Annotated in this window: 18 protein-coding genes; 5 read left to right on the forward strand and 13 right to left on the reverse strand. The window is 61.2% G+C overall.

The genetic code is table 11. From position 1 onward, the window contains the following. Positions 1–28 precede the first annotated feature (28 nt). Complete coding sequence (gene motB, locus AB4P94_RS03540; RefSeq protein ID WP_395609422.1) at positions 29–1042, reverse strand: flagellar motor protein MotB; 1014 nt, start codon at positions 1040–1042, stop codon at positions 29–31. A gap of 3 nt (positions 1043–1045) precedes the next feature. Then, entirely contained in the window at positions 1046–1897 is an 852-nt protein-coding gene (gene motA / locus AB4P94_RS03545) for a flagellar motor stator protein MotA (protein ID WP_395609423.1), read from the reverse strand. Between the two features lie 167 nt (positions 1898–2064). Here motA and AB4P94_RS03550 point away from each other — a divergent pair, with 167 nt between their 5' ends. From AB4P94_RS03550 to asd, 3 genes are read left to right on the forward strand one after another with little or no spacing between them, the layout of a single operon-like run. Beyond that, complete coding sequence (locus AB4P94_RS03550; protein WP_395609424.1) at positions 2065–3600, forward strand: HDOD domain-containing protein; 1536 nt, start codon at positions 2065–2067, stop codon at positions 3598–3600. Between the two features lie 57 nt (positions 3601–3657). Beyond that, positions 3658–4473 (forward strand): rhodanese-like domain-containing protein, encoded by an 816-nt coding sequence (locus AB4P94_RS03555; protein ID WP_395609425.1) that lies wholly within the window; start codon positions 3658–3660, stop codon positions 4471–4473. A gap of 15 nt (positions 4474–4488) precedes the next feature. Continuing rightward, positions 4489–5349 carry an archaetidylserine decarboxylase gene (gene asd / locus AB4P94_RS03560; protein WP_395609426.1) on the forward strand — a complete coding sequence of 287 codons (861 nt, stop codon included), beginning with the start codon at positions 4489–4491 and terminating at the stop codon, positions 5347–5349. Positions 5350–5490: 141 nt separating this feature from the next. Here asd and serB read toward each other — a convergent pair whose 3' ends face one another. Then, complete coding sequence (serB, locus tag AB4P94_RS03565) at positions 5491–6705, reverse strand: phosphoserine phosphatase SerB (RefSeq protein ID WP_200432031.1); 1215 nt, start codon at positions 6703–6705, stop codon at positions 5491–5493. A 133-nt stretch (positions 6706–6838) separates the two neighbouring features. Here serB and AB4P94_RS03570 point away from each other — a divergent pair, with 133 nt between their 5' ends. Further along, a complete protein-coding gene (locus AB4P94_RS03570) occupies positions 6839–8377 on the forward strand; it encodes a histidine kinase (protein ID WP_395609427.1) in 1539 nt (512 codons plus the stop codon). Positions 8378–8553: 176 nt separating this feature from the next. On the opposite strand, the gene AB4P94_RS03575 is transcribed toward AB4P94_RS03570, so the two are convergent. The 9 genes from AB4P94_RS03575 to AB4P94_RS03615 form a co-directional block, all read right to left on the reverse strand. Then, on the reverse strand, positions 8554–9264 hold the full coding sequence (locus tag AB4P94_RS03575; protein WP_395609428.1) for a membrane integrity-associated transporter subunit PqiC: 711 nt from the start codon (positions 9262–9264) through the stop codon (positions 8554–8556). A gap of 173 nt (positions 9265–9437) precedes the next feature. Continuing rightward, positions 9438–11702: a DNA topoisomerase IV subunit A gene (gene parC / locus AB4P94_RS03580; RefSeq protein WP_395609429.1), complete on the reverse strand. Its 2265-nt coding sequence runs from the start codon at positions 11700–11702 to the stop codon at positions 9438–9440. A gap of 10 nt (positions 11703–11712) precedes the next feature. Then, positions 11713–12234 carry a TIGR02281 family clan AA aspartic protease gene (locus tag AB4P94_RS03585; RefSeq protein WP_395609430.1) on the reverse strand — a complete coding sequence of 174 codons (522 nt, stop codon included), beginning with the start codon at positions 12232–12234 and terminating at the stop codon, positions 11713–11715. Further along, complete coding sequence (locus AB4P94_RS03590; protein WP_395609431.1) at positions 12231–13226, reverse strand: esterase-like activity of phytase family protein; 996 nt, start codon at positions 13224–13226, stop codon at positions 12231–12233. Before AB4P94_RS03590 ends, AB4P94_RS03585 begins: the two co-directional genes overlap by 4 nt. Next, positions 13226–15130, reverse strand: a complete 1905-nt coding sequence (parE, locus tag AB4P94_RS03595; protein WP_395609432.1) for a DNA topoisomerase IV subunit B — start codon at positions 15128–15130, stop codon at positions 13226–13228. Before parE ends, AB4P94_RS03590 begins: the two co-directional genes overlap by 1 nt. Before the next feature lie 45 nt (positions 15131–15175). Continuing rightward, a complete protein-coding gene (locus AB4P94_RS03600; RefSeq protein WP_395609433.1) occupies positions 15176–15784 on the reverse strand; it encodes a YqiA/YcfP family alpha/beta fold hydrolase in 609 nt (202 codons plus the stop codon). 205 nt (positions 15785–15989) lie between these two features. Beyond that, positions 15990–16805, reverse strand: a complete 816-nt coding sequence (gene cpdA, locus AB4P94_RS03605; RefSeq protein ID WP_395609434.1) for a 3',5'-cyclic-AMP phosphodiesterase — start codon at positions 16803–16805, stop codon at positions 15990–15992. A gap of 96 nt (positions 16806–16901) precedes the next feature. Beyond that, the gene (locus AB4P94_RS03610; protein WP_003209507.1) at positions 16902–17351 is read right to left on the reverse strand and encodes a DUF1249 domain-containing protein; all 450 of its coding nucleotides are present in this window, start codon (positions 17349–17351) and stop codon (positions 16902–16904) included. Continuing rightward, entirely contained in the window at positions 17342–17959 is a 618-nt protein-coding gene (locus AB4P94_RS03615) for an NUDIX domain-containing protein (protein ID WP_395609435.1), read from the reverse strand. The genes AB4P94_RS03610 and AB4P94_RS03615 overlap by 10 nt, the downstream gene beginning before the upstream one ends. Positions 17960–18152: 193 nt before the next feature. On the opposite strand from AB4P94_RS03615, the gene AB4P94_RS03620 reads away from it, so the two are divergent. Continuing rightward, a complete protein-coding gene (locus AB4P94_RS03620) occupies positions 18153–18899 on the forward strand; it encodes an RsiV family protein (RefSeq protein WP_395609436.1) in 747 nt (248 codons plus the stop codon). Here AB4P94_RS03620 and cytX read toward each other — a convergent pair. Beyond that, a complete protein-coding gene (gene cytX / locus AB4P94_RS03625) occupies positions 18868–20157 on the reverse strand; it encodes a putative hydroxymethylpyrimidine transporter CytX (RefSeq protein ID WP_395609437.1) in 1290 nt (429 codons plus the stop codon). The two genes, AB4P94_RS03620 and cytX, sit on opposite strands and share 32 nt — an antisense overlap. Positions 20158–20235 lie beyond the last annotated feature (78 nt).

Genomic DNA, 20235 nt, shown 5'->3' on the forward strand with positions numbered 1-20235 from the left:
TTTTATGGCGGAAATCATCGGTGACCAATCAAGGCGTTGGCGCCGTAGGATCTTTCACCCCACCATCATCAAACAGGTTCAGCTTCTGCCGCAGTTCATGGGCCGGCAACGGCTCCTGCCCTGGCGGAAGAGCGTTCGGGTCCGCCGGCACTTCACCCGGCGCGCCCTCACCCGACGTCGGAACCGGCGCTGCGCCTTGGTCCCCTTCAATCGCACGCTGGGCCTTTTTGGTCAGCACCACGATATCGATACGACGGTTGATCGGGTTGAACGGGTCTTTCGGATCAAACAGCTGCGAGGACGCAAAGCCCACCACGCGCGCCACTTGCGGGTCTGGATAGCTGCCTGCGACTAACGCACGGCGGGCGGCGTTGGCACGGTTGGCGGACAGCTCCCAGTTACCGAAGTCACCCTGGCCCGCATAAGGCTTGGCGTCAGTGTGGCCACTGATGCTGATCTTGTTCGGCACCGCCTTGATGGTGTCGGCCATGGCCAACAGGATGTCTTCAAAATACGGCTTCAGGCGCGCACTGCCGGAATCGAACATCGGCCGGTTGGCGGCGTCGGTGATCTGGATGCGCAGCCCTTCGGGCGTGATTTCGAAGGAAATCTGGTCCTTGAATTTCAGCAGTTGCGGGTTTTCTTCGACCTTGGTCTGCAACTCCTGCAACAGCAACTCCAGGCGCTCCTTCTCGACCTGCTCGGCCATGCTTTCGACTTTTTCGCGCTCGATCGGAATGTTTTCCTGCGGCGATTCCGTCTTGATTTCCGGGTTGATGGTGCGCTCAGGCGCCAACTGCGGCGAGCCGCCCAAGTCGATCACAAACGGCGTGCCGCTTTCCGAAAAACCAATGGGGTCTTTGAAGTAGCCGGCGATGGCGATCTTCTGTTCCGGCGTGGCGGTGGACATCAGCCACAGCACCAGAAAGAACGCCATCATCGCCGTCGCAAAGTCGGCGAAGGCGATTTTCCAGGCGCCACCATGGTGCCCCGCAGCGAAGCGCTTGACGCGCTTGATGATTATCGGCTGGTTGTTTTCCATGACTTAGCGACCGCGAACCGCTTGTTCCAGCTCGGCAAAACTTGGGCGGTGTTTCGGGTACAGCACCTTGCGCCCGAACTCCACCGCCAGCGAGGGCGGCATGCCGGATGCCGAAGCCACCAGGCACGCCTTGATCGCCTCGTACAGATTGATTTCTTCCTTGGCATCGTGGGCCAGGGAGGTGGCGAGCGGGCCGAAGAAACCATAGGCCGCGAGAATACCGAAGAAGGTACCCACGAGGGCCGCACCCACGTGCATGCCGATGGCCTTCTGGTCGCCTTCGCCCAGGGACGCCATGGTCACCACGATACCGAGTACCGCCGCGACGATACCGAAACCGGGCATGCCATCGGCGATACCGGTGACCGCGTGAGACGGGTGCTCCAGCTCTTCTTTCAGGCTGAACAGCTCCATGTCGAACAGACCTTCCAGCTCGTGGGGGGCCATGTTGCCGGAGGACATGATGCGCAAGTAATCACAGATATACGCGGTCATGCGCTCATCTTTGAGCACGGCCGGGTACTTGGCGAAAATCGGGCTGGCGGCGGCGTCTTCGATGTCGCCTTCGATGGCCATCATGCCTTCGCGGCGGCTCTTGTTGAGGATCTCGTAAATCAACCCCAGCACTTCCAGATAGAAAGTGTGGGAAAAGCGCGAGCTGAACATGCCCAGCGACTTCTTGATCACGTGCATGGTCATGTAGCCGGGGTTGGCCTGCAAGAACGCACCAAACGCGGCACCGCCAATAATCAGCACTTCGAAAGGCTGGATCAGCGCGGCAATTTTACCGTGGGAAAGGACATACCCACCCAGCACGCTTGCGATGACGACGATGATGCCGATAATTTTAGCCATAGGGGATTTGTACTTGCGCCGTCGGGTTCATGGACATATTGGGTGTAGCTGAAAAACTCTTGTTCTACTTATCGGCAAAACTGCGCCAGACTATAGCCCGTTAAGGCGAAAAGCCAATTCGGCCCGTTCCGGGCGTGTTGAACGCAAGTGATGATCGCGCCCCAATCATGGCCAATGAAACGACAGTCCCAACTGCAAAACCCACCACCCTCACCGCCTGGATCAAGCGCCTGGATGACGTGCTGCTGCCCGTCCCCCAAACCAGCCATGAGCGCGTGTGCAAAGCCATCCGCGACAGCCGCAGTTCATTGCGCGATATTGCCGAGCTGATGCAAAACAGCCCGGCGCTGGTGCTCGCGGTGATGCGCGAGGCCAACAGCCACACCCATGGCAGCATGGCGGAACCGGCAGAAAACCTCGAAGTTGCGCTGAACCGCCTGGGCCTCAAACGCGCGGAGGAATTGCTGGTTCGCCTGCCCTCGGTGCCGGAAAAAGACATTCCCGTGGCCCTGCGCCAACTGCTGCTGATCAGCCAGCATGCCTCCCAGCAAGCCAACGGTTTGTTCGCCAGCCGGCTGGCGCGGTTGTGGCAGGACATTCACTGGGGCAGCCTGCTGTTTCTGTCGCCGCTGTGGCCGATGGCCGTGGCCTATCCCAAGCTGCTGGAAGAATGGGAACTGCGAGTGATTCATAAGGGCCAGTCGGCGCATCAGGTTGAGCAGGAACTGTTCGGCGTGCGCCTGCTGGACCTTTGCCTGGGCCTGACGGATGCCTGGCACTTGCCGATCTGGGTTTCCCAGGGCTACACCTTGCTGCTCACAGAGCAACGTCTGCTGGTCAAAGCATTGCACATCGCCCGTGAAGATGACGCCTTGCGCCACCAGCAACTGCTGGACGCAGAACCCAATCTGCGCCGCTGGCTGAACCAGCCGGCCAACACCGTGCTGCTGGCCAACGGCCTGGCGATGTCGGCGCAAGAGTCCTGGACCTGCCCGCACACCGAGCGCTGGCAATACCTCACCGCGCTGTACCTGCAAGCGCCACTGGGCGACGTGCAGCAGCAGGTGCATCAGCAAGCCGTCATCAGCGCCCGCACCACCTTGATGCCCGACCTGTGGCACCCGGCGCTGTCATTGATCTGGCCGTGGCATGTGCAAAAGGTCCACCGCGGCCTGCTGCCGGCACCACCGCCCACCGCAGAGTCACTGGCCATCTGGCGTAAACGCTGCACCGAGCTGTTGGTCGAGCCGAGCCGCTTTGCCAACGCCATGCACCTGACGACCTGCGCAAAAGAAGCCTTGGTGGCCAGTGGCATGCAGCGCGTGTTGCTGCTTATGGCAGACCGTGCCTTGAGCACCTTGCGCGTGCACCAGGCCGACGGTTTGCCCAAGGAAGCCACGAACCTGAGCCTGGATGTGGTCAACAGCACATTGCTGCAACGCCTGCTGGAGAAGTCCGCCCAGGTGCGCCTGACACCTGACAACCACGCGCAGTTCTTCACGTTGCTGCCTCCGACCTTGCGCCGCCTGTTCACCGGCGAGCACCTGCTGTTGCGTTCACTGAGCTGCAACGGCCGTGTGGTGATGCTGATGGTCGCGGATCAAGGCGGCGGGCCGTTCTCGGAAACGACAGTGCAAGCCTTTGGTAAAACCGCCCAATGCATCGAAAAGGCCCTGCACAGCTTTACCAACCGCAGCGCCTGATGCTTGCGCTACAATCGCCCTCTTTTATCGCCAACATTTGTGCCCAGGAGACCTCACATGCCTGACTTCTCTGGCTTGCCGCTGGTGATCGAATCCAGCGACCTGCAAGGTCGCCTTGATGCCGAACACCTGATTCTGGTGGACCTCACCAGCGCCGCCCGCTACGCCGAAGGGCATATCCCCGGCGCGCATTTCGTTGACCCCAAGCGCACCCAACTGGGCCAGCCGCCGGCACCCGGTTTGCTGCCCAACAAAGCCGACCTGGAAAAACTCTTCGGCGAACTGGGCCACACCCCGGACGCCACTTACGTGGTCTATGACGACGAAGGCGGCGGCTGGGCCGGGCGTTTTATCTGGATGCTCGACGTGATCGGCCACCAGAAATACCACTACCTCGACGGCGGCCTGCTGGCGTGGCTCGAAGGCCGGCACCCGCTGTCAACCGACGTGCCCGCCCCGGTCGGCGGCCCGGTCAGCCTGACCTTGCACGACGGCCCGACCGCTACCCGCGAATACCTGCAAAGCCGTCTCGGCGCCGCCGACCTGGGCATCTGGGACGCACGCGGCCCGCTGGAATACTCCGGCGAGAAAGTCCTCGCAGCCAAGGGTGGCCACATTCCCGGCGCGGTGAACTTCGAATGGACCGCCGGCATGGACAAGGCGCGCAACCTGCGCATCCGCCGTGACATGCCGCAGATCCTCGAAGACCTCGGGCTGACCAAAGGCAAAGAAATCATCACTCACTGCCAGACTCACCACCGCTCTGGCTTCACCTACCTGGTGGCCAAGGCGCTCGGTTATCCGCGAGTCAAAGGTTATGCCGGTTCCTGGGGCGAATGGGGCAACCACCCCGACACCCCCGTTGAGATTTAAGGTTTAAGGACAGTTATGAAAAAGCAGTTGTTTATCCTCAGCCAGTATTTGCTGCCGCACCACTTGCTGTCGCGCCTGGCCGGTTGCATCGCCGAATGCCGCGTGCGCTGGTTCAAGAATGCGTTCACCCGCTGGTTCGCCAAGCGCTATCAAGTGGACATGTCCCAGGCCCTGGTTGAAGACGTTACCGCCTACGAGCACTTCAACGCCTTCTTCACCCGAGCCCTGAAAGACGGCGCACGCCCGTTGGATCAAACCCCGGGCGCAGTGCTGAGCCCGGCCGACGGCGCGATCAGCCAGCTTGGCCCGATCGAGCATGGCCGTGTGTTCCAGGCCAAGGGCCACAGTTTCAGCGTGCTGGAATTGCTCGGTGGCGATGCCGCGCTGTCCGCGCCGTTCATGGGCGGTGATTTCGCCACTGTTTACCTGTCACCGAAGGACTACCACCGTGTGCACATGCCGCTGGCCGGCACCCTGCGTGAGATGGTCTACATCCCGGGTCGCATCTTCTCGGTGAACCAGACTACCGCTGAAAATGTACCTGAGCTGTTCGCGCGCAACGAACGCGTTGCCTGCATTTTCGACACCGAACGCGGCCCAATGGCTGTGGTATTGGTGGGTGCAATGATTGTGGCGTCGATTGAAACCGTGTGGGCCGGGCTGGTGACGCCGCCGAAGCGCGAGCTGAAAACCTTCCGCTACGACGAAGCGGCGCGTGCGTCGATTCATCTGGAAAAAGGTGCGGAACTGGGTCGCTTCAAGCTGGGTTCGACTGCGATTGTGTTGTTCGGGCCGGATCAGGTGAAGTGGGCTGAGGAGCTGGCGGCCGGTACGCCGGTGCAGATGGGCCAGGGCATGGCACTGCCAAAAGCCTGATCCAAAACCGATTGAAGATTCAAATGTGGGAGCGGGCTTGCTCGCGAATGCGGTGGGTCAGTCAAAATATCTGTGACTGATATACCGCATTCGCGAGCAAGCCCGCTCCCACATTGACCGTGTCCTTTCAGTGATTACGGCTTACAGCTGACCATCGCGGTCGCGAAAGCCCAGCAGATACAGCACGCCATCCAGCCCCAAGGTCGAAATCGCCTGCTTCGCCGACTGCTTCACCAGCGGCTTGGCACGGAACGCCACACCCAGCCCGGCGATCGCCAGCATCGGCAAGTCATTCGCCCCGTCGCCGACCGCAATGGTCTGCTCCAGACGCAAACCTTCCTTGTGGGCCAATTCCTTCAGCAGATCCGCTTTGCGCTGTGCGTCGACAATCGGCTCTACGGCCACACCCGTCACCTTGCCATCCACCACTTCCAGCTCATTGGCGAACACATAGTCGATGCCCAGTTTCGCCTGCAATTGCTTGGCAAAGTAAGTGAAGCCGCCCGACAGGATCGCCGTCTTGTAGCCCAGGCGCTTGAGTTCGGCGAACAGGGTTTCGGCGCCTTCGGTCAGGCGCAACGAGGCGCCGATGGAGTCCAGCACACTGACGTCCAAGCCTTTGAGCAGCGCCAGGCGCTCCTTGAAGCTGGCACGGAAATCCAGCTCACCGGCCATGGCACGCTCGGTGATTTCAGACACTTGCTCACCTACGCCGGCAGCCTTGGCCAGTTCGTCAATGACTTCGGCTTCGATCAGCGTCGAGTCCATGTCGAATACCGCCAGGCGGCGATTGCGGCGGAACAGGGAATCTTCCTGAAAGGCGATATCGACATTCAGCTCCTGAGCCACGCTGAGGAATTCGGCGCGCAGGGCTTGTGGATCAGCCGGTTCACCGCGTACGGAGAACTCGATGCAGCCCTTGCCTTTGTCGGCCGGCGTGTCCAACGGCATGCGACCCGACAAACGGTCAATATGGTCGATATTCAAACCGTATTGCGCAGTGATTGAGCTGACGCGCTGCAATTGTTCGGCGGTGACCTTGCGGGTAAGCAGGGTGACGATGTGGCGTTTTTTGCCCTGACCGTCCACCCAGTGCTGGTAGTCGGCTTCGGAAACCGGAGTGAAACGCACCTGTTGATCCAGCTTGTACGCCGTAAACAGGATGTCTTTGAGGACTGAAGACGCCTGTTCGGTGCTCGGGATTTCCACCAGGATGCCAAACGACAAGGTGTCGTGGATCACCGCCTGGCCGATGTCGAGAATGTTCACACCACCCTGGGCCAGAACGCCGGTAATGGCGGCAGTGAGACCCGGGCGGTCTTCGCCAGTGATGTTTATCAGGACAATTTCGCGCAAGGCGCACCCCCAGGCTGGAAAAAAACCGCATTCTACCCACTTTCAGTGACCATCGGGCACAGCCAGCGCTTTGCCGGTCCTAGGGCTGTCGCTATACTGCGCGTCAACTTCACGGACCAAGAGCCGAGCGCAAGTGAACCGGCCCACGCCAGTAAAAACCGATAACTTCTTCCTGCTGATCTTCCGGGCACTGCGCCATCGCCGTGTACCGATCGCATTACGCATCGCCAGCCATAACGTGATCCTGGTCGCTCTGGCCCTGGTGATCTACGCCTGCGTGATGGGTTTGCAGTTCAAGCAGGCCATGCATGAGCAAGCCGATGCGCTGGGCGCCAGCCTGACGACGCAGACGGCCACATCGGCCACCGAGCTGTTGGTGTCCAACGACATCCTCAGCCTCAACGTGCTGCTCAACAACCTGACCAAGAACCCGCTGGTGGCGCATGCCGCCATCTACAGCGTGGACAACCGGATCATGGCCGAAGCCGGGCAGCGCCCGAAAAACGGCCTGCTGGGTGAGGCTGAAGGCCTGTACTCCAGCAATATCACGTTCCAGGACGTGAAGGCCGGCCAGTTGCGCATCAGCCTCGACATGCAGCAATTCCAGCAGCCGATGACCATCAGCCTGCAAAGCATGGGCATCCTGAGTGCGATCCTGCTGGCATTGGCCCTGGCCTTGAGCTTGCGTTTGGGGCGGCATATCTCCACGCCATTGATGCAATTGCGCATCTGGCTGCGCGATATCGATGAACACACCCCGGCCACCGACCGTCAGGATGAGATCGGCGACCTCGCGCGCCAACTGCATGCCAGTTTCGCCCCGGAGCCGGTGATTCCCGAGGCTGCGCCCGAGCCCGAGTACGACGACGCCGACTACAACGACGAACCCGAGTTTGAGGTGCGCGACCTGCGCGAACCGGGCTTTGACGAAGAGGCGCCAGCGGCACCTGCCAAGCCGGCGCCACGCCAGGTGGTCAGGGCTGAAGAGGACGAGCTGGACGACGAAGACCCGTTCGCCGACCTGCGCGACACCGTTTCCGCCGCCCCTGCCGCCGCACCCAAACCGGCACCGGCGCCCGTGAAGAATGCCGAGCCCCAGCACAGCGCCGTACTGGCCGTGCAACTGGGTGCCCAGGACCAACTGCGCCGCCTGCCCCGCACGCGCTTGACGGAATTGCTCGAACGCTACCGTGACTGTCTCGACCAGGCTGCCTCGCTGTATCAGAGCGAACTGCACACCCTGAACGACGGCAGCACGTTGATGCTGTTCCACAGCGAAGACAGCGGCGAAGACTACCTGACCAACGCGATCTGCTGCGGCGAGTTGCTGCGCGCCCTGGGCCATGCCTTGCAGATCGAAGTGGCGGACAGCGGCATCACTTTGCAACTGCAGCTGGGCCTGACCGTGGGCGACGACCTGTTTGGCATCAGCCAGATCGACTTGCTGCTGACCGAAAACGCCCAGGACGCGCTGGCCTTGTCGCAACACAGCCGCAACCTGCTGCTGGTGGAGCGCAAGATCAGTGAAGATACACTGATCCGCCAGCGCGCACGCATCCGCCCGATCGCCAGCCCAGAGGGCGCGAGCTGTGTGGAGCGGTTGATGGAGCCCTATCCGTCGATGCTGGAACGCCAGCTGGCGCGGATGCATGAGACCCGTACCAAGACATAGGCCCATGTGGGAGCGGGCTTGCCCGCGATAGCGGAACATCAGTCGACATATCATTGGCTGAACCACCGCCATCGCGGGCAAGCCCGCTCCCACAAGGTGTGTGTGGCATGGCTCAAATCGCAGACAACAAAAAGGCCCGCTGAGTAAGCGGGCCTTTTGTTTATGCGCGATTCAGATCAGAACCTGAACACTTCCATATCCGTACGAATCGGCGTTGCCATCGGCATCTTGGGCTTCTCCGGCGCTGCCGGCTTGGCCTGGGCTGGCGCTTGCTTGCGCGGTGCCTCGGCGACCGGCGGCTGGTTGGCCAATGGCTTGAGGGCCACTGACAACTGCTGTGCCAAATGCTGCAGCAACACGCCCTGGGCCTGGACCTGGGACGCGGTGGTGCCGGTGTGTTCTTCCTGCAGGTGCACGATGCGGTTGTCGCGCACCTGGCCACGGCGGTCGATCAAGCGCCACTGCGCGTCGAGGATCGCCGGCTGCGAAGCACCCGAGTCGAGCCGGGTAATGGTCAGCAACACTTGCACATCCGGGGTAAAACCCGTTGGCGCAGGCGCGAGCACCACACGCTGGCTGTCCAACTGGCCGGCGACCTGACGCAACATCAGCTGGTTGATATCGGACGACAAACTGCCCGCCCAACGACCATCGGTGGAACCTTGCAGGCTGCCGTCGTTCTGACGTTGCAGCAGGGTTTCGCGTTGCAGGTAGTCAGCAACGACGACCGGACCCAGCAATACAGCCATGCCAGCCGTTTGGGCTGGCTGAGCCGGACTTCCGCTGTCCAGCTGGTACAGCGACACCGGCTGGTGTGTGCTGCAACCCGCCAACCCCAAAAGGCCAGCGAGCATCAAAAATAAAGGAAGGCGTGGAGCAGTCATCATCCCATCCAGGTGGCTGCCACAAGGCGAACCACAATGTAATACTAAAAATAACCTAAACGCGCTCGGCCACGCCGGCGCTGGAAAGGCCATATCATCCGTGAATATGCGCCGTGACTCCAGCGTCATAGTGCCGATCTACGCGTTAAATCGTAGATCGGGGGCTCTAAAGCGCCTTAAACGGGTGTTTCCACCAACAATGCATCCACACGCTGGAAGCCGCGCGGCAGTTTGTTACCGCGTCGGCCGCGCTCACCCTTGTAGTGCTCAAGGTCGTCAGGGCGCAGCGACAGCGTGCGCTTGCCGGCTTGAAGCACCAGGGTAGAGCCTTCCGGGATCACCGCGATGTCGGTCACGTACTCTTCGCGACTGGCCACCCGCTCCCCTGGAATACCAATGATCTTGTTGCCTTTACCTTTACCCAGCTGTGGCAGATCGCTGATCTTGAACACCAGCAAGCGCCCTTCAGTGGTCACCGACGCCAGCCAGTTGCTATCGCGGTCTTCCACCGTGCGCGGCAAGATCACCTTGGCGTTGTTGGGCAGGCTCAACAACGCCTTGCCCGCCTTGTTCTTGGCCTGCAGGTCTTCACCCTTGACCACGAACCCGTAACCCGCGTCGGAAGCGATGACGTACAGCGAATCATCGTCCGGCAGCAGCACGCATTCGAAATTCGCCCCCGGTGGCGGTGTCAGACGGCCGGTGAGTGGCTCGCCCTGGCCCCGTGCCGACGGCAAGGTGTGGGCCGGTACCGAGTAACTGCGCCCGGTGGAGTCGATAAACACTGCAAACTGGTTGGAACGCCCGGCGGCAGCGGTCTTGAAACCGTCGCCAGCTTTGTACGACAGGCCGGTTGCGTCGATATCATGCCCTTTGGCAGAACGAACCCAACCCTTTTCCGACAGAACGACGGTAATTTTCTCGTTTGGCAGCAGCTCGGTTTCTGTCAGCGCTTTCGCTTCAGCACGCTCGACGATGGGCGACCGACGGTCATCACCATAGGTTTCGGCATCGTTGATCAGTTCGCTGCGCACCAGCTTCTTGAGCTTGGCTTCGCTGCCCAGCAGGGCTTGCAGTTTGGCTTGTTCCTTGAGCAGCGCGTCCTGCTCGTCGCGCAGCTTCATTTCTTCCAATCGCGCAAGCTGGCGCAAACGGGTGTCGAGGATGTAGTCCGCCTGGATTTCGCTCAGTTCGAAACGCGCGATCAGCTCGGCTTTCGGGTGCTCGGCGGTGCGGATGATGTGGATCACTTCATCCAGGTTGAGGTAGGCAATCAGCAAACCGTCCAACAGGTGCAGGCGACGCTCGACCTTGTCCAGACGGAATTGCAGGCGGCGGCGCACCGTGCTTACCCGGAACTCCAACCACTCCACCAGCAGGTTGCGCAGGTTCTTCAGCTGCGGCTTGCCGTCCAGGCCGATGATGTTGACGTTGACCCGGTAGCTGGACTCCAAGTCGGTGCTGGCAAACAGGTGCTGCATCAGCACTTCGTGATCGACCCGGCTGTTGGTCGGGATGATCACGATACGGCATGGGTTTTCATGGTCGGATTCGTCACGCAGGTCAGCGACCTGCGGCAATTTCGACGGTTTTGCCTGCATCAACGCGGCGATCTGCTCCAGCACCTTGGCGCCGGACACCTGGTGCGGCAGCGCGGTGACAATAATGTCGCCGTCTTCAATGTGGTACACGGCGCGCATGCGCACCGAGCCCTTGCCGGTTTCGTACATTTTCAGCAGGTCGGCGCGCGGCGTGATGATTTCCGCTTCGGTCGGGTAATCCGGACCCTGGATGTGCTCGCAGAGCTGCTCGACCGTGGCTTTGGGCTCATCGAGCAAACGTACGCAGGCCGTGGCAACTTCGCGCAGGTTATGCGGCGGCACGTCGGTGGCCATGCCCACGGCAATGCCGGTGGTGCCATTGAGCAGGATATTCGGTAAACGTGCCGGCAGCACCAGAGGTTCGTCGAGGGTACCGTCGAAGTTAGGGCCCCAGTCAGCGGTGCCCTGCCCCAATTCGCTGAGCAGCACTTCGGAGTAACGCGATAGCCGCGCTTCGGTGTAACGCATGGCGGCGAAGGACTTGGGATCATCCGGCGCACCCCAGTTACCCTGGCCGTCCACCAGCGTGTAGCGGTAGCTGAACGGCTGAGCCATCAGCACCATGGCTTCGTAGCACGCCGAGTCGCCGTGGGGGTGGAACTTGCCGAGTACGTCACCGACGGTACGCGCGGACTTCTTGTGCTTGGAATCAGCGTCCAGGCCCAACTCACTCATGGCGTAGATGATGCGCCGCTGCACGGGCTTCAGGCCGTCGCCGATATGCGGCAGAGCACGGTCCATGATCACGTACATGGAGTAGTTGAGGTAGGCATTTTCGGTGAAGTCAGCCAGCGACCGGCGTTCTACGCCGTCTAAGCTGTCTGCGAGGATGTCACTCATGCGGGCCTCATCATTGTTTGGTCTGGCGCAGCAGCAAAGTGCCGCTGCGCTGGGTAAATTCAAGTTGTTTCAGTGCACTCATGCCCAGCAATACCTGATCGCCGTCCAACCCCGGTGCCACCAGGGCACGTACGTCCTGCAGGACGATTTCGCCGAGTTGCAGGCGGTCGAGGTGGGTACGAAACCCCTGGCTCAAGCCATTGGCGGTACTCAAGGTAACCGGCATGCCGCGCTTAAGCCCCAGGCGATCGGCCAACCCGGCCGGAACCGCCACATCGGTAGCCCCGGTATCAAGCATAAAAGCCACCGGCTGGCCGTTGATCTGGCCGCTGGCGACAAAATGCCCCTGGTTATTGCCGAGCAGTTTTACTTCGATGTAACCCTCGTGTTTCTCTGAGGTCACCACGGCATTGGGGTTCTCCTGACGCGTTTCCCATTGCCCAAAAAAGTGTGTCGCCAAAAACAGCCCGGCGCCCCAAGCCACAAACATCAATACACGGCCGGCACGCTTGCCGGGCGGCTGAGTGCTCAAGGCTTGGCGCTCCAGCCACCCGCAGGGGCGGCGAAACGATAGACCACCGGGCGTTTTTCACCATCGGCGCGCGGGCCGAAGTTGTTGTCGATGCCCAGCCAGGCGCCTTCGGCATCCACCACCAGGGCTTCGGCCAGGCCGTAAGGCTGGGCATAGCGCCGGTGCGGCGCCAGGGTCTCGTCGGCAAACGACCAGCACAGCTCGACTTTGGCGGTGACCGCATCGCGCCGGCAAATCTGGAACGCATTGCGCTCCAGGGTAAACAGCTTGCCGTTGAACAGCGCCAGATCGGCAAAATCCTTGGACACCGCTTTGGCGTTGGTAAACTGCGCCGGCTGCACTTCCTGGCCAGCCTCGCTCAGCAATACACAGGGCCCGTCGCAGTCCCACACACTTTGCGCACGTTTGATGGAGATTAATCCACGCCGCTCGCGCTCGGCCGCCAGCCAAATCTGATTGCCGTCCGGGTTTATCGCCAGGCCTTCGAACAACGCATTGAAATGCAGCAACATGCCACTGGCGCGAGCTTCACGCACCATGCCCGGGGCGATTTTCAGCCACTGCGGCGCACCGCTCACCGGCACTTGCAGCACCGCCGCATGGGCTTCGCTGACAATGTAGTGGTTTCCCGCGCCATCGCAGGTGATGCCTTCGAAATCCAGGTCGCCACCGCGAATGAACGAAGCGGCCTTGGTACGCGAACGCAACCCCCACGGCAACCCCGACTCAGGCACGGGCGGCACGTCGATTTTCACCGTTTCGGCCTGCCAGGTCGGCGCGCTGATATCCAGACGATAAATCTGATCGTCATCACGATCAGACACGGTCCACAAATCCTTGCCGCACAACGCCAGGCCCGACAGGTTACCGCCACGCATCCCGTCCACCGGATGTTCGGATACGAGTTTGAGCTCAGCCACGGGTGCGGCAACCACTGGAGTGGCCGCCAACCCGCTTGATATCAGGATCGCCAGGGCGAAACCTGTACGCATCAGCCCAGAACCTCGGCGAGGTTGCCTTTGGATTCCAGCCAGGACTTGCGGTCCGGCGCGCGCTTCTTCGCCAGCAGCATGTCCATCATTTCCGACGTGGCGGCGTAGTCTTCGAGCGTCAACTGCACCAGGCGCCGGGTGTTCGGGTCCATGGTGGTTTCGCGCAGCTGCGGCGGGTTCATCTCACCCAGGCCTTTGAATCGCGTGACCTGTGGCTTGCCGCGTTTCTTCTCGGCCACCAGGCGGTCAAGGATGCCATCGCGCTCGGCTTCGTCGAGGGCGTAGAAAATCTCTTTGCCCAGGTCAATGCGGTACAGCGGCGGCATGGCGACGTAGACGTGGCCGGCATCCACCAATGGGCGGAAGTGCTGCACGAACAGCGCGCAGAGCAAGGTGGCAATGTGCAGGCCGTCGGAGTCGGCGTCGGCAAGGATGCAGATCTTGCCGTAGCGCAGTTGGCTCATGTCCGCCGCGCCCGGGTCGACCCCGATGGCCACGGCGATGTTGTGCACTTCCTGGCTGGCCAGGACTTCGCTGCCATCGACTTCCCAGGTGTTGAGTATCTTGCCGCGCAACGGCAGGATCGCCTGGAACTCTTTGTCCCGCGCTTGCTTGGCGGAACCGCCGGCGGAATCACCTTCCACCAGGAACAGTTCGGAACGCATCGGGTCCTGCCCGGCGCAGTCGGCCAGCTTGCCCGGGAGTGCCGGGCCCTGGGTGATGCGTTTGCGTTCGACTTTCTTGCTCGCCTTCAGGCGACGGCCAGCATTGTTGATCGCCAGCTCCGCCAGGGCCAGGCCCAGTTCGGGGTGCTCGTTGAGCCACAGGCTGAACGCATCCTTGACCACACCGGAGACAAATGCCGCTGCTTCACGGGATGACAGGCGCTCTTTGGTCTGGCCAGAAAATTGCGGTTCCTGCATTTTCATCGACAGCACGAACGCGATGCGCTCCCACACGTCTTCCGGCGCCAGCTTCACGCCGCGCGGCAGCAGGCTACGGTATTCGCAGAATTCGCGCATGGCATCCAGCAAGCCCTGGCGCAAACCGTTGACGTGGGTGCCGCCCTGGGCCGTCGGGATCAGGTTGACGTAGCTTTCCTGCACGCTGTCGCCGCCTTCCGGCAACCACAGCAGCGCCCAGTCGACGGCTTCTTTATTACCGGCCAGGCTGCCGCAGAACGGCTCGTTCGGCAGGCGTTCGAAGTCACTGACGGAATCTTCCAGGTAAGAACGCAGGCCGTCTTCGTAATGCCATTCGACTTTTTCGCCGGTGCCTTTGTCTTCAAAACTGACCAGCAGGCCCGGGCACAGCACAGCCTTGGCCTTAAGTACGTGCTTGAGGCGGCTGATGGAGAATTTGGGCGAATCGAAGTACTTCGGGTCCGGCGCAAAGTACACGCTGGTGCCGGTGTTGCGCTTGCCAACGGTGCCGATGACTTGCAAGTCGGTGGCCTTGTAGCCATCGGCGAACGTCATCTCGTACTCGTTGCCGTCGCGCTTGACCTTGACCCGCACGTGGTTCGACAAGGCGTTGACCACGGAAATACCCACACCGTGCAAGCCACCAGAGAACTGGTAGTTCTTGTTGGAGAACTTGCCGCCCGCGTGGAGCTTGGTGAGGATCAGCTCGACACCTGACACACCCTCTTCCGGGTGGATGTCCACCGGCATGCCGCGACCATCGTCGGACACTTCCAGGGAATGGTCGGCGTGAAGGATGACCTGTACCGATTTGGCGTGGCCGGCCAAGGCTTCGTCGACACTGTTGTCGATGACTTCCTGGGCAAGGTGGTTCGGCCGGCTGGTGTCGGTATACATGCCGGGGCGTTTGCGCACCGGGTCGAGGCCCGAGAGGACTTCGATGGCGTCGGCGTTATAAGAGCTAGCGCTGGGAGTGGCCATGGGGTCTCGTCGTGAGTCATTCGATTAAAAAGTGACCTGCGATTCTTACAATGAAGAAAAATCGAAGGATTGGTACTGATCTGCGCCAATACCGGCAAAGCTCAACATCGCCGGCAATTGTTGGGCGAACCCCTGATAACCATGGTCGCCGCCGGCCTGGATGCGCAAGGCGCAGGCACGGTAATACTGCTGGGCAAGGCGATAATCCAGCGTTTCATCGCCGGTCTGCAACCACACCTGGTAACGCCCGGCGTCCTGGGGCGCCGCAACCTCCAGCTCGGCCAGGGCCGCGACGTGGTCGTGGGTCAGTTCCCAGGTTTCATCGGTGTAGTGGTTCTTCTGGGTGCCCAGGTAGCCGTCGAACATCCGATGGGGGCTGACCGCCGGGTTCACCAGCAGCGCCTTGAGGCCATGGCGTTCAGCAAGATGGGTTGCATAGTAGCCGCCGAGTGAGCTGCCGACCAGCAGCGGCCGCCCCAGTTGCGCAATAGCCTCTTCCAATTGAGGAATTGCCTGACGCGGATGGTGATGCAGGGCCGGCACACGCAGCCTGTCGGCCAGGCCGAGGCTGTCCATTACGGTGATCAACTGGCTGGCCTTGTTGGACACCGGCGCGCTGTTGAAACCGTGGATATACAAGATCGAAGCGGACATGCCGGGCTCTCCATGCTTGTGCCAAAGAGGCGCAGTTTACAGGGATCGGGAGCCTGTGTGAGTCCCTGATCTTTCTGTCACCGCAGAACCCATGTGGGAGCGGGCTTGCTCGCGAATACGGGGTGTCAGTCAATATATCTGGTGACTGATACACCGTATTCGCGAGCAAGCCCGCTCCCACATTTTTAATCAGTGTTTGCAGCGGTTAATAACCGTTGCTGCCGTAATCGACGGTAAAAGCGAAGTTCTGGACTCGCTCTACGCCAGTCTCCAACCGTCCGTCGGCATGCAACCGCAACCAGCGATACCCCGGCGCTTGCTCGCTGACCTTGAAGTCTTCACTGCCCGGTGCGAACTGGATGCAGGTGGACGGTGAGGCCAGCAAGCGCACGCCGTTACGCTCGCGGTCGATTTCCTGGTGAACATGCCCCCACAGCACCGCCTTGACCTGAGGAAAGCGGTCCAGCACGGCAAACAACGCCTCCGGGTTGCGCAAGCCAATAGGCTCCATCCACGCACAACCGATCGGCACCGGGTGATGATGGAAACACACCAGGTGGTGACGGTTCGGCGCTTCACTCAGGGCTTGGGCAAGCAGTTGCAGTTGCTGATCCTGCAGATAGCCGGGCACGGAGCCTGGCACCGCAGAGTCCAGCAGCGTCACGCGCCAGTTGCCGATATCGACCACCGGCTCCAGCAAATCGCTGTGCACGGCGGCATGGGCCATGATCTGCGGCTCATCGTGGTTGCCGGGAATCCAGCGCGCCGGGGCGCTGATGACCTGAGTCATCTTGCGAAATTGCTGATAAGACTCCAGCGTGCCGTCCTGGGACAGGTCCCCTGTAGCCAGTACCAGATCGATCTGCGGCTGTTGCTCGCGCACCAGCTCGATCACCCGTTGCAGGCTTTCGTGGGTGTTCATGCCCAGCAGCGTACGGTCGGCCTCGGCAAACAAGTGGCTGTCGGACAACTGCACCAGCAACGCCGGCGCATCAGGGTTCACGGTGGATACGCTCGGCAAGGCGCTCTCCCAAGGCAATCACAGGAATAGTCATTGGCGCGATTATGCTGGGGCAGGACACAAGAGGAAACCAGAGGAAGCAGATGCAGTTCACATCTACCGCACAACTTCGAACTCGTGGCCCAGGGCCAGGCAATGGCTCAACCACTCACCGAGGAACACATTGAGCTGTGCTTTCTCATCGGGCTGGTGCATGAACACGTTCGGGTAAGGATAGATGCTGCGAAAGCGTCGCGCATGTTCGGCGCTGATCACTTCGGCCATCCGTGCGTCGTGATACACCTGCACTTCCAGCTGCGGCACCGGCAGCCAGGGCAGGCTGTGCTCTTGGCGTACGCGCAGGGTGGTGGTGTACGGGCAATTGACGATCACCTCAAGCGTCAGCACGCCGAGCATCTGGTCGCCATGGGTCACGGCAATGCGCCGCGCCTCGGGGGTGTGGCGCATGTCGGGGAGCAAGCGCATCAGCCGCGCATAGTTGGCCTCGCAGGCGGCTTGCAACCCGATCAGGTCGACTCGATAACGTTCCCGTGCCTTTACTGCCATAACCCCCTCACTTCCGCGCGATTAAGCGCAAGCCATTGCAGGGCGATAATGCTGGCTGCGTTGGAAATTTTGCCGTCACGCACCGCTTGCAGGGCATCTTCGAACGCCCACGGGGTGACGCGGATATCTTCTGCCTCTTCTTCCAGTCCATGGACGCCACCGGCGCCCGAGCTGTCGCAACGGCCCAGGTACAAGTGAACAAATTCGGTACTGCCGCCGGGCGAAGGAAAATATTTGGTAATGGGCCACAGCGCGGAGAACGTCAGCCCAGCTTCCTCCTCGGCTTCGCGGTGCGCAACCTCCTCCGGTTCTTCATCCTTGTCGATCAGGCCGGCAACCATCTCCACCAGCCACGGGTTGTCGGTGCGGCCCATGGCACCTACGCGGAACTGCTCGATCAGCACCACTTCGTCACGTTGCGGGTCATAGGGCAGTACGCACACGGCGTCATGACGCACGAAGACTTCGCGGTTGATCACCCGGCTCATGCCGCCATCGAACTTCTCGTGGCGCAGTTGCACGCGATCAAGCTTGTAGAAGCCCTGGTAGGCATTGTCGCGCTGAACGATTTCAATCGTGTTCGGCGTCGATTTGGCAATGTCCGTCATATTCACCTTCGTTGTGCCCGTACAATTGGCGCCATCCTAACGCGCCACCGCCCTCGGTGCAGCCCCTTTCCGGTTGCCGGGATAGACGGCGGGCGTCAAACTCACTCTAATCAGCTTAGTGGCGAACTGACTGCTTTGTTCGCAGTCGAAGCGCTACTCTTTTTCGCTTTCCATCGATTTGTGAAGGACACCCATGTCGCTTTTAAAAATCGCCTCCGTGGCCTGTATCGCCTTGACTCTGGGCGCCTGCCAGAGCCTGTTCCAGCCTGGCTCGCTGAAGCCGCTGGAGACCAAACCGGACGCCTCGGAACAGATCAAACCCGGCTGCGACAGCCCAGACTGCCCGCTGGTTAATATCGACACCGTGCACTTCCCGAGCGAGCCACAACTCGACACGCTGGTGGAACAACGCCTGTTGCAAATGACCCGCACCACACCGGGCGCCAGCGTACCGCCGACGTTGAATGCCTACCGTGACAAGTTCCTGCGCGAATCGCCGGACCGCAACAGCATGTACCTGCAAGCCAAGGTACGCGAACAGCATGACGGACTGGTGATCATTGAAGTGTCCAGCTACCTGGATACGGGCGCCGCCCATGGCGAGCCCGGCCGTGGCTTCATTAACTACTCACGCGCGCTGCACAAAGAGCTGAGCCTGACCGACATGCTGCTGCCGGGCCAGGAACAGGCCTTCTGGAACACCGCGAAAGTCGCCCACAACAGTTGGCTGATCAACTCGCAGATGGACCGCGACCCGGAGTTCGTGAAGAACTGGCCGTTCCAGAAAACCCCGAACGTGGCGCTGACCAGCGCCGGCGTGGTACTCAAGTACAACGTGGCGACCATCGGTCCTTATGCGTTGGGGCTGATCGAAATGACCATCCCCTACGCGCGCCTCACCGGCGTTCTCAAGCCTGAACTGATACCCGCGCGCCACTAAACGCCCGGCCCAGAATCAGTTGCAACAGCCCTGCCAGCACCAGCGCCGGCAGGGTCGCACCGACATCCGGATACAAATTGGCCAGCACGTGATAGGTGGCGATGCCGCCCAGCCACGCCGCCAGCGCCGGCCAATGCAGGCTGCCAACGCTGCCCTGGCCACGGCGGCGCAGGATGAAGTGGTCCACCAACACCACGCCGAACAGCGGCGCAAACACCGAACCGATCAGCAGCAGGAAGTTCTGGTACTGCGCCAACGGCGCAAAGCAGGCGATCAAGGTGCAGATCACACCGATGGCCAACGCCAGGTGCTCGACCTTCAAGCGCAACAGAATCCCGCTGGAGACCGCCGCCGAGTGAATGTCGGCGAAGGCGTTTTCCGACTCGTCCAACAGAATCAACAGCAGCGGAATGCCCAGGCCTGCGCCAGCCAGTGCGAGCAACAGCGCATTCACTTCACCGCTGGGCGCGAACGCCAGGGTGTAGGCCACGCCCAGGCTCATCAGCCAGAAATTACCGATAAAAAAGCCCAGCGCAGTGCCGCCGAACACGCTTTTGGCGCGCTTGCCGAAACGCGAATAATCGGCAATCAGCGGTAGCCACGACAGCGGCATGGCGATGGCGATGTCAAAACCCACCGCAAAAGGCATCGAACCGTCGCCGGGTTTGGCCCACAGCGCGGCCAGATCGGCTTTGGCGAACAGGTTCCAGGTCAGCCACAGGCAAGCGGCCAGCAGCAGCCAGATGCCCCACTTGCGCAGGATTTGCCGCACGAAGGTCAGCGGCCCGCTGACGGCCAGTAACGTCGCCAGACCACCAAAAAACAGCGTCCACAGCATTGGGCTGGCCAACAGGCTGCCTTCGCTGAACGCGCGCGTGCCGAGCAGGCTGGCGGCGTCGCGCATCACGATGATTTCAAACGAACCCCAGCCGATCAGTTGCAGCAGGTTCAGCAATGCGGGCAGGCTCGCGCCTTTGGCGCCGAGGCTGAGCTTGAGCGCGGCCATGGCGGACAGACCGGTGTCGCTGCCGATCACGCCGACGGCAGCGAGCAGCAAAACGCCCACCAGCGTGCCGAGGAAAATTGCCAGCAATGAGCCGGACAAGCCCTGGCCCGGCGCGAGCAGTGCGCCGGTTTGCAGGACCATCAGGCCGATGCCGAGGGAGAACCACAGGGAGAACAGGTCGCGGGCGCCGAAGACTCTTTTGTCAGCAGGCACCGCGATGTCCGGCGAATAGGTGCTGGGTTGAATGCTCAAGGGTGTTATCTCTGAGGAGCTGATGGGTAGCTCCTGTGGCGAGGGAGCTTGCTCCCGCTGGGCGGCGAAGCCGCCCCA

The sequence above is a fragment of the Pseudomonas sp. B22129 genome, from assembly GCF_044218875.1.
Lineage (GTDB): Bacteria > Pseudomonadota > Gammaproteobacteria > Pseudomonadales > Pseudomonadaceae > Aquipseudomonas.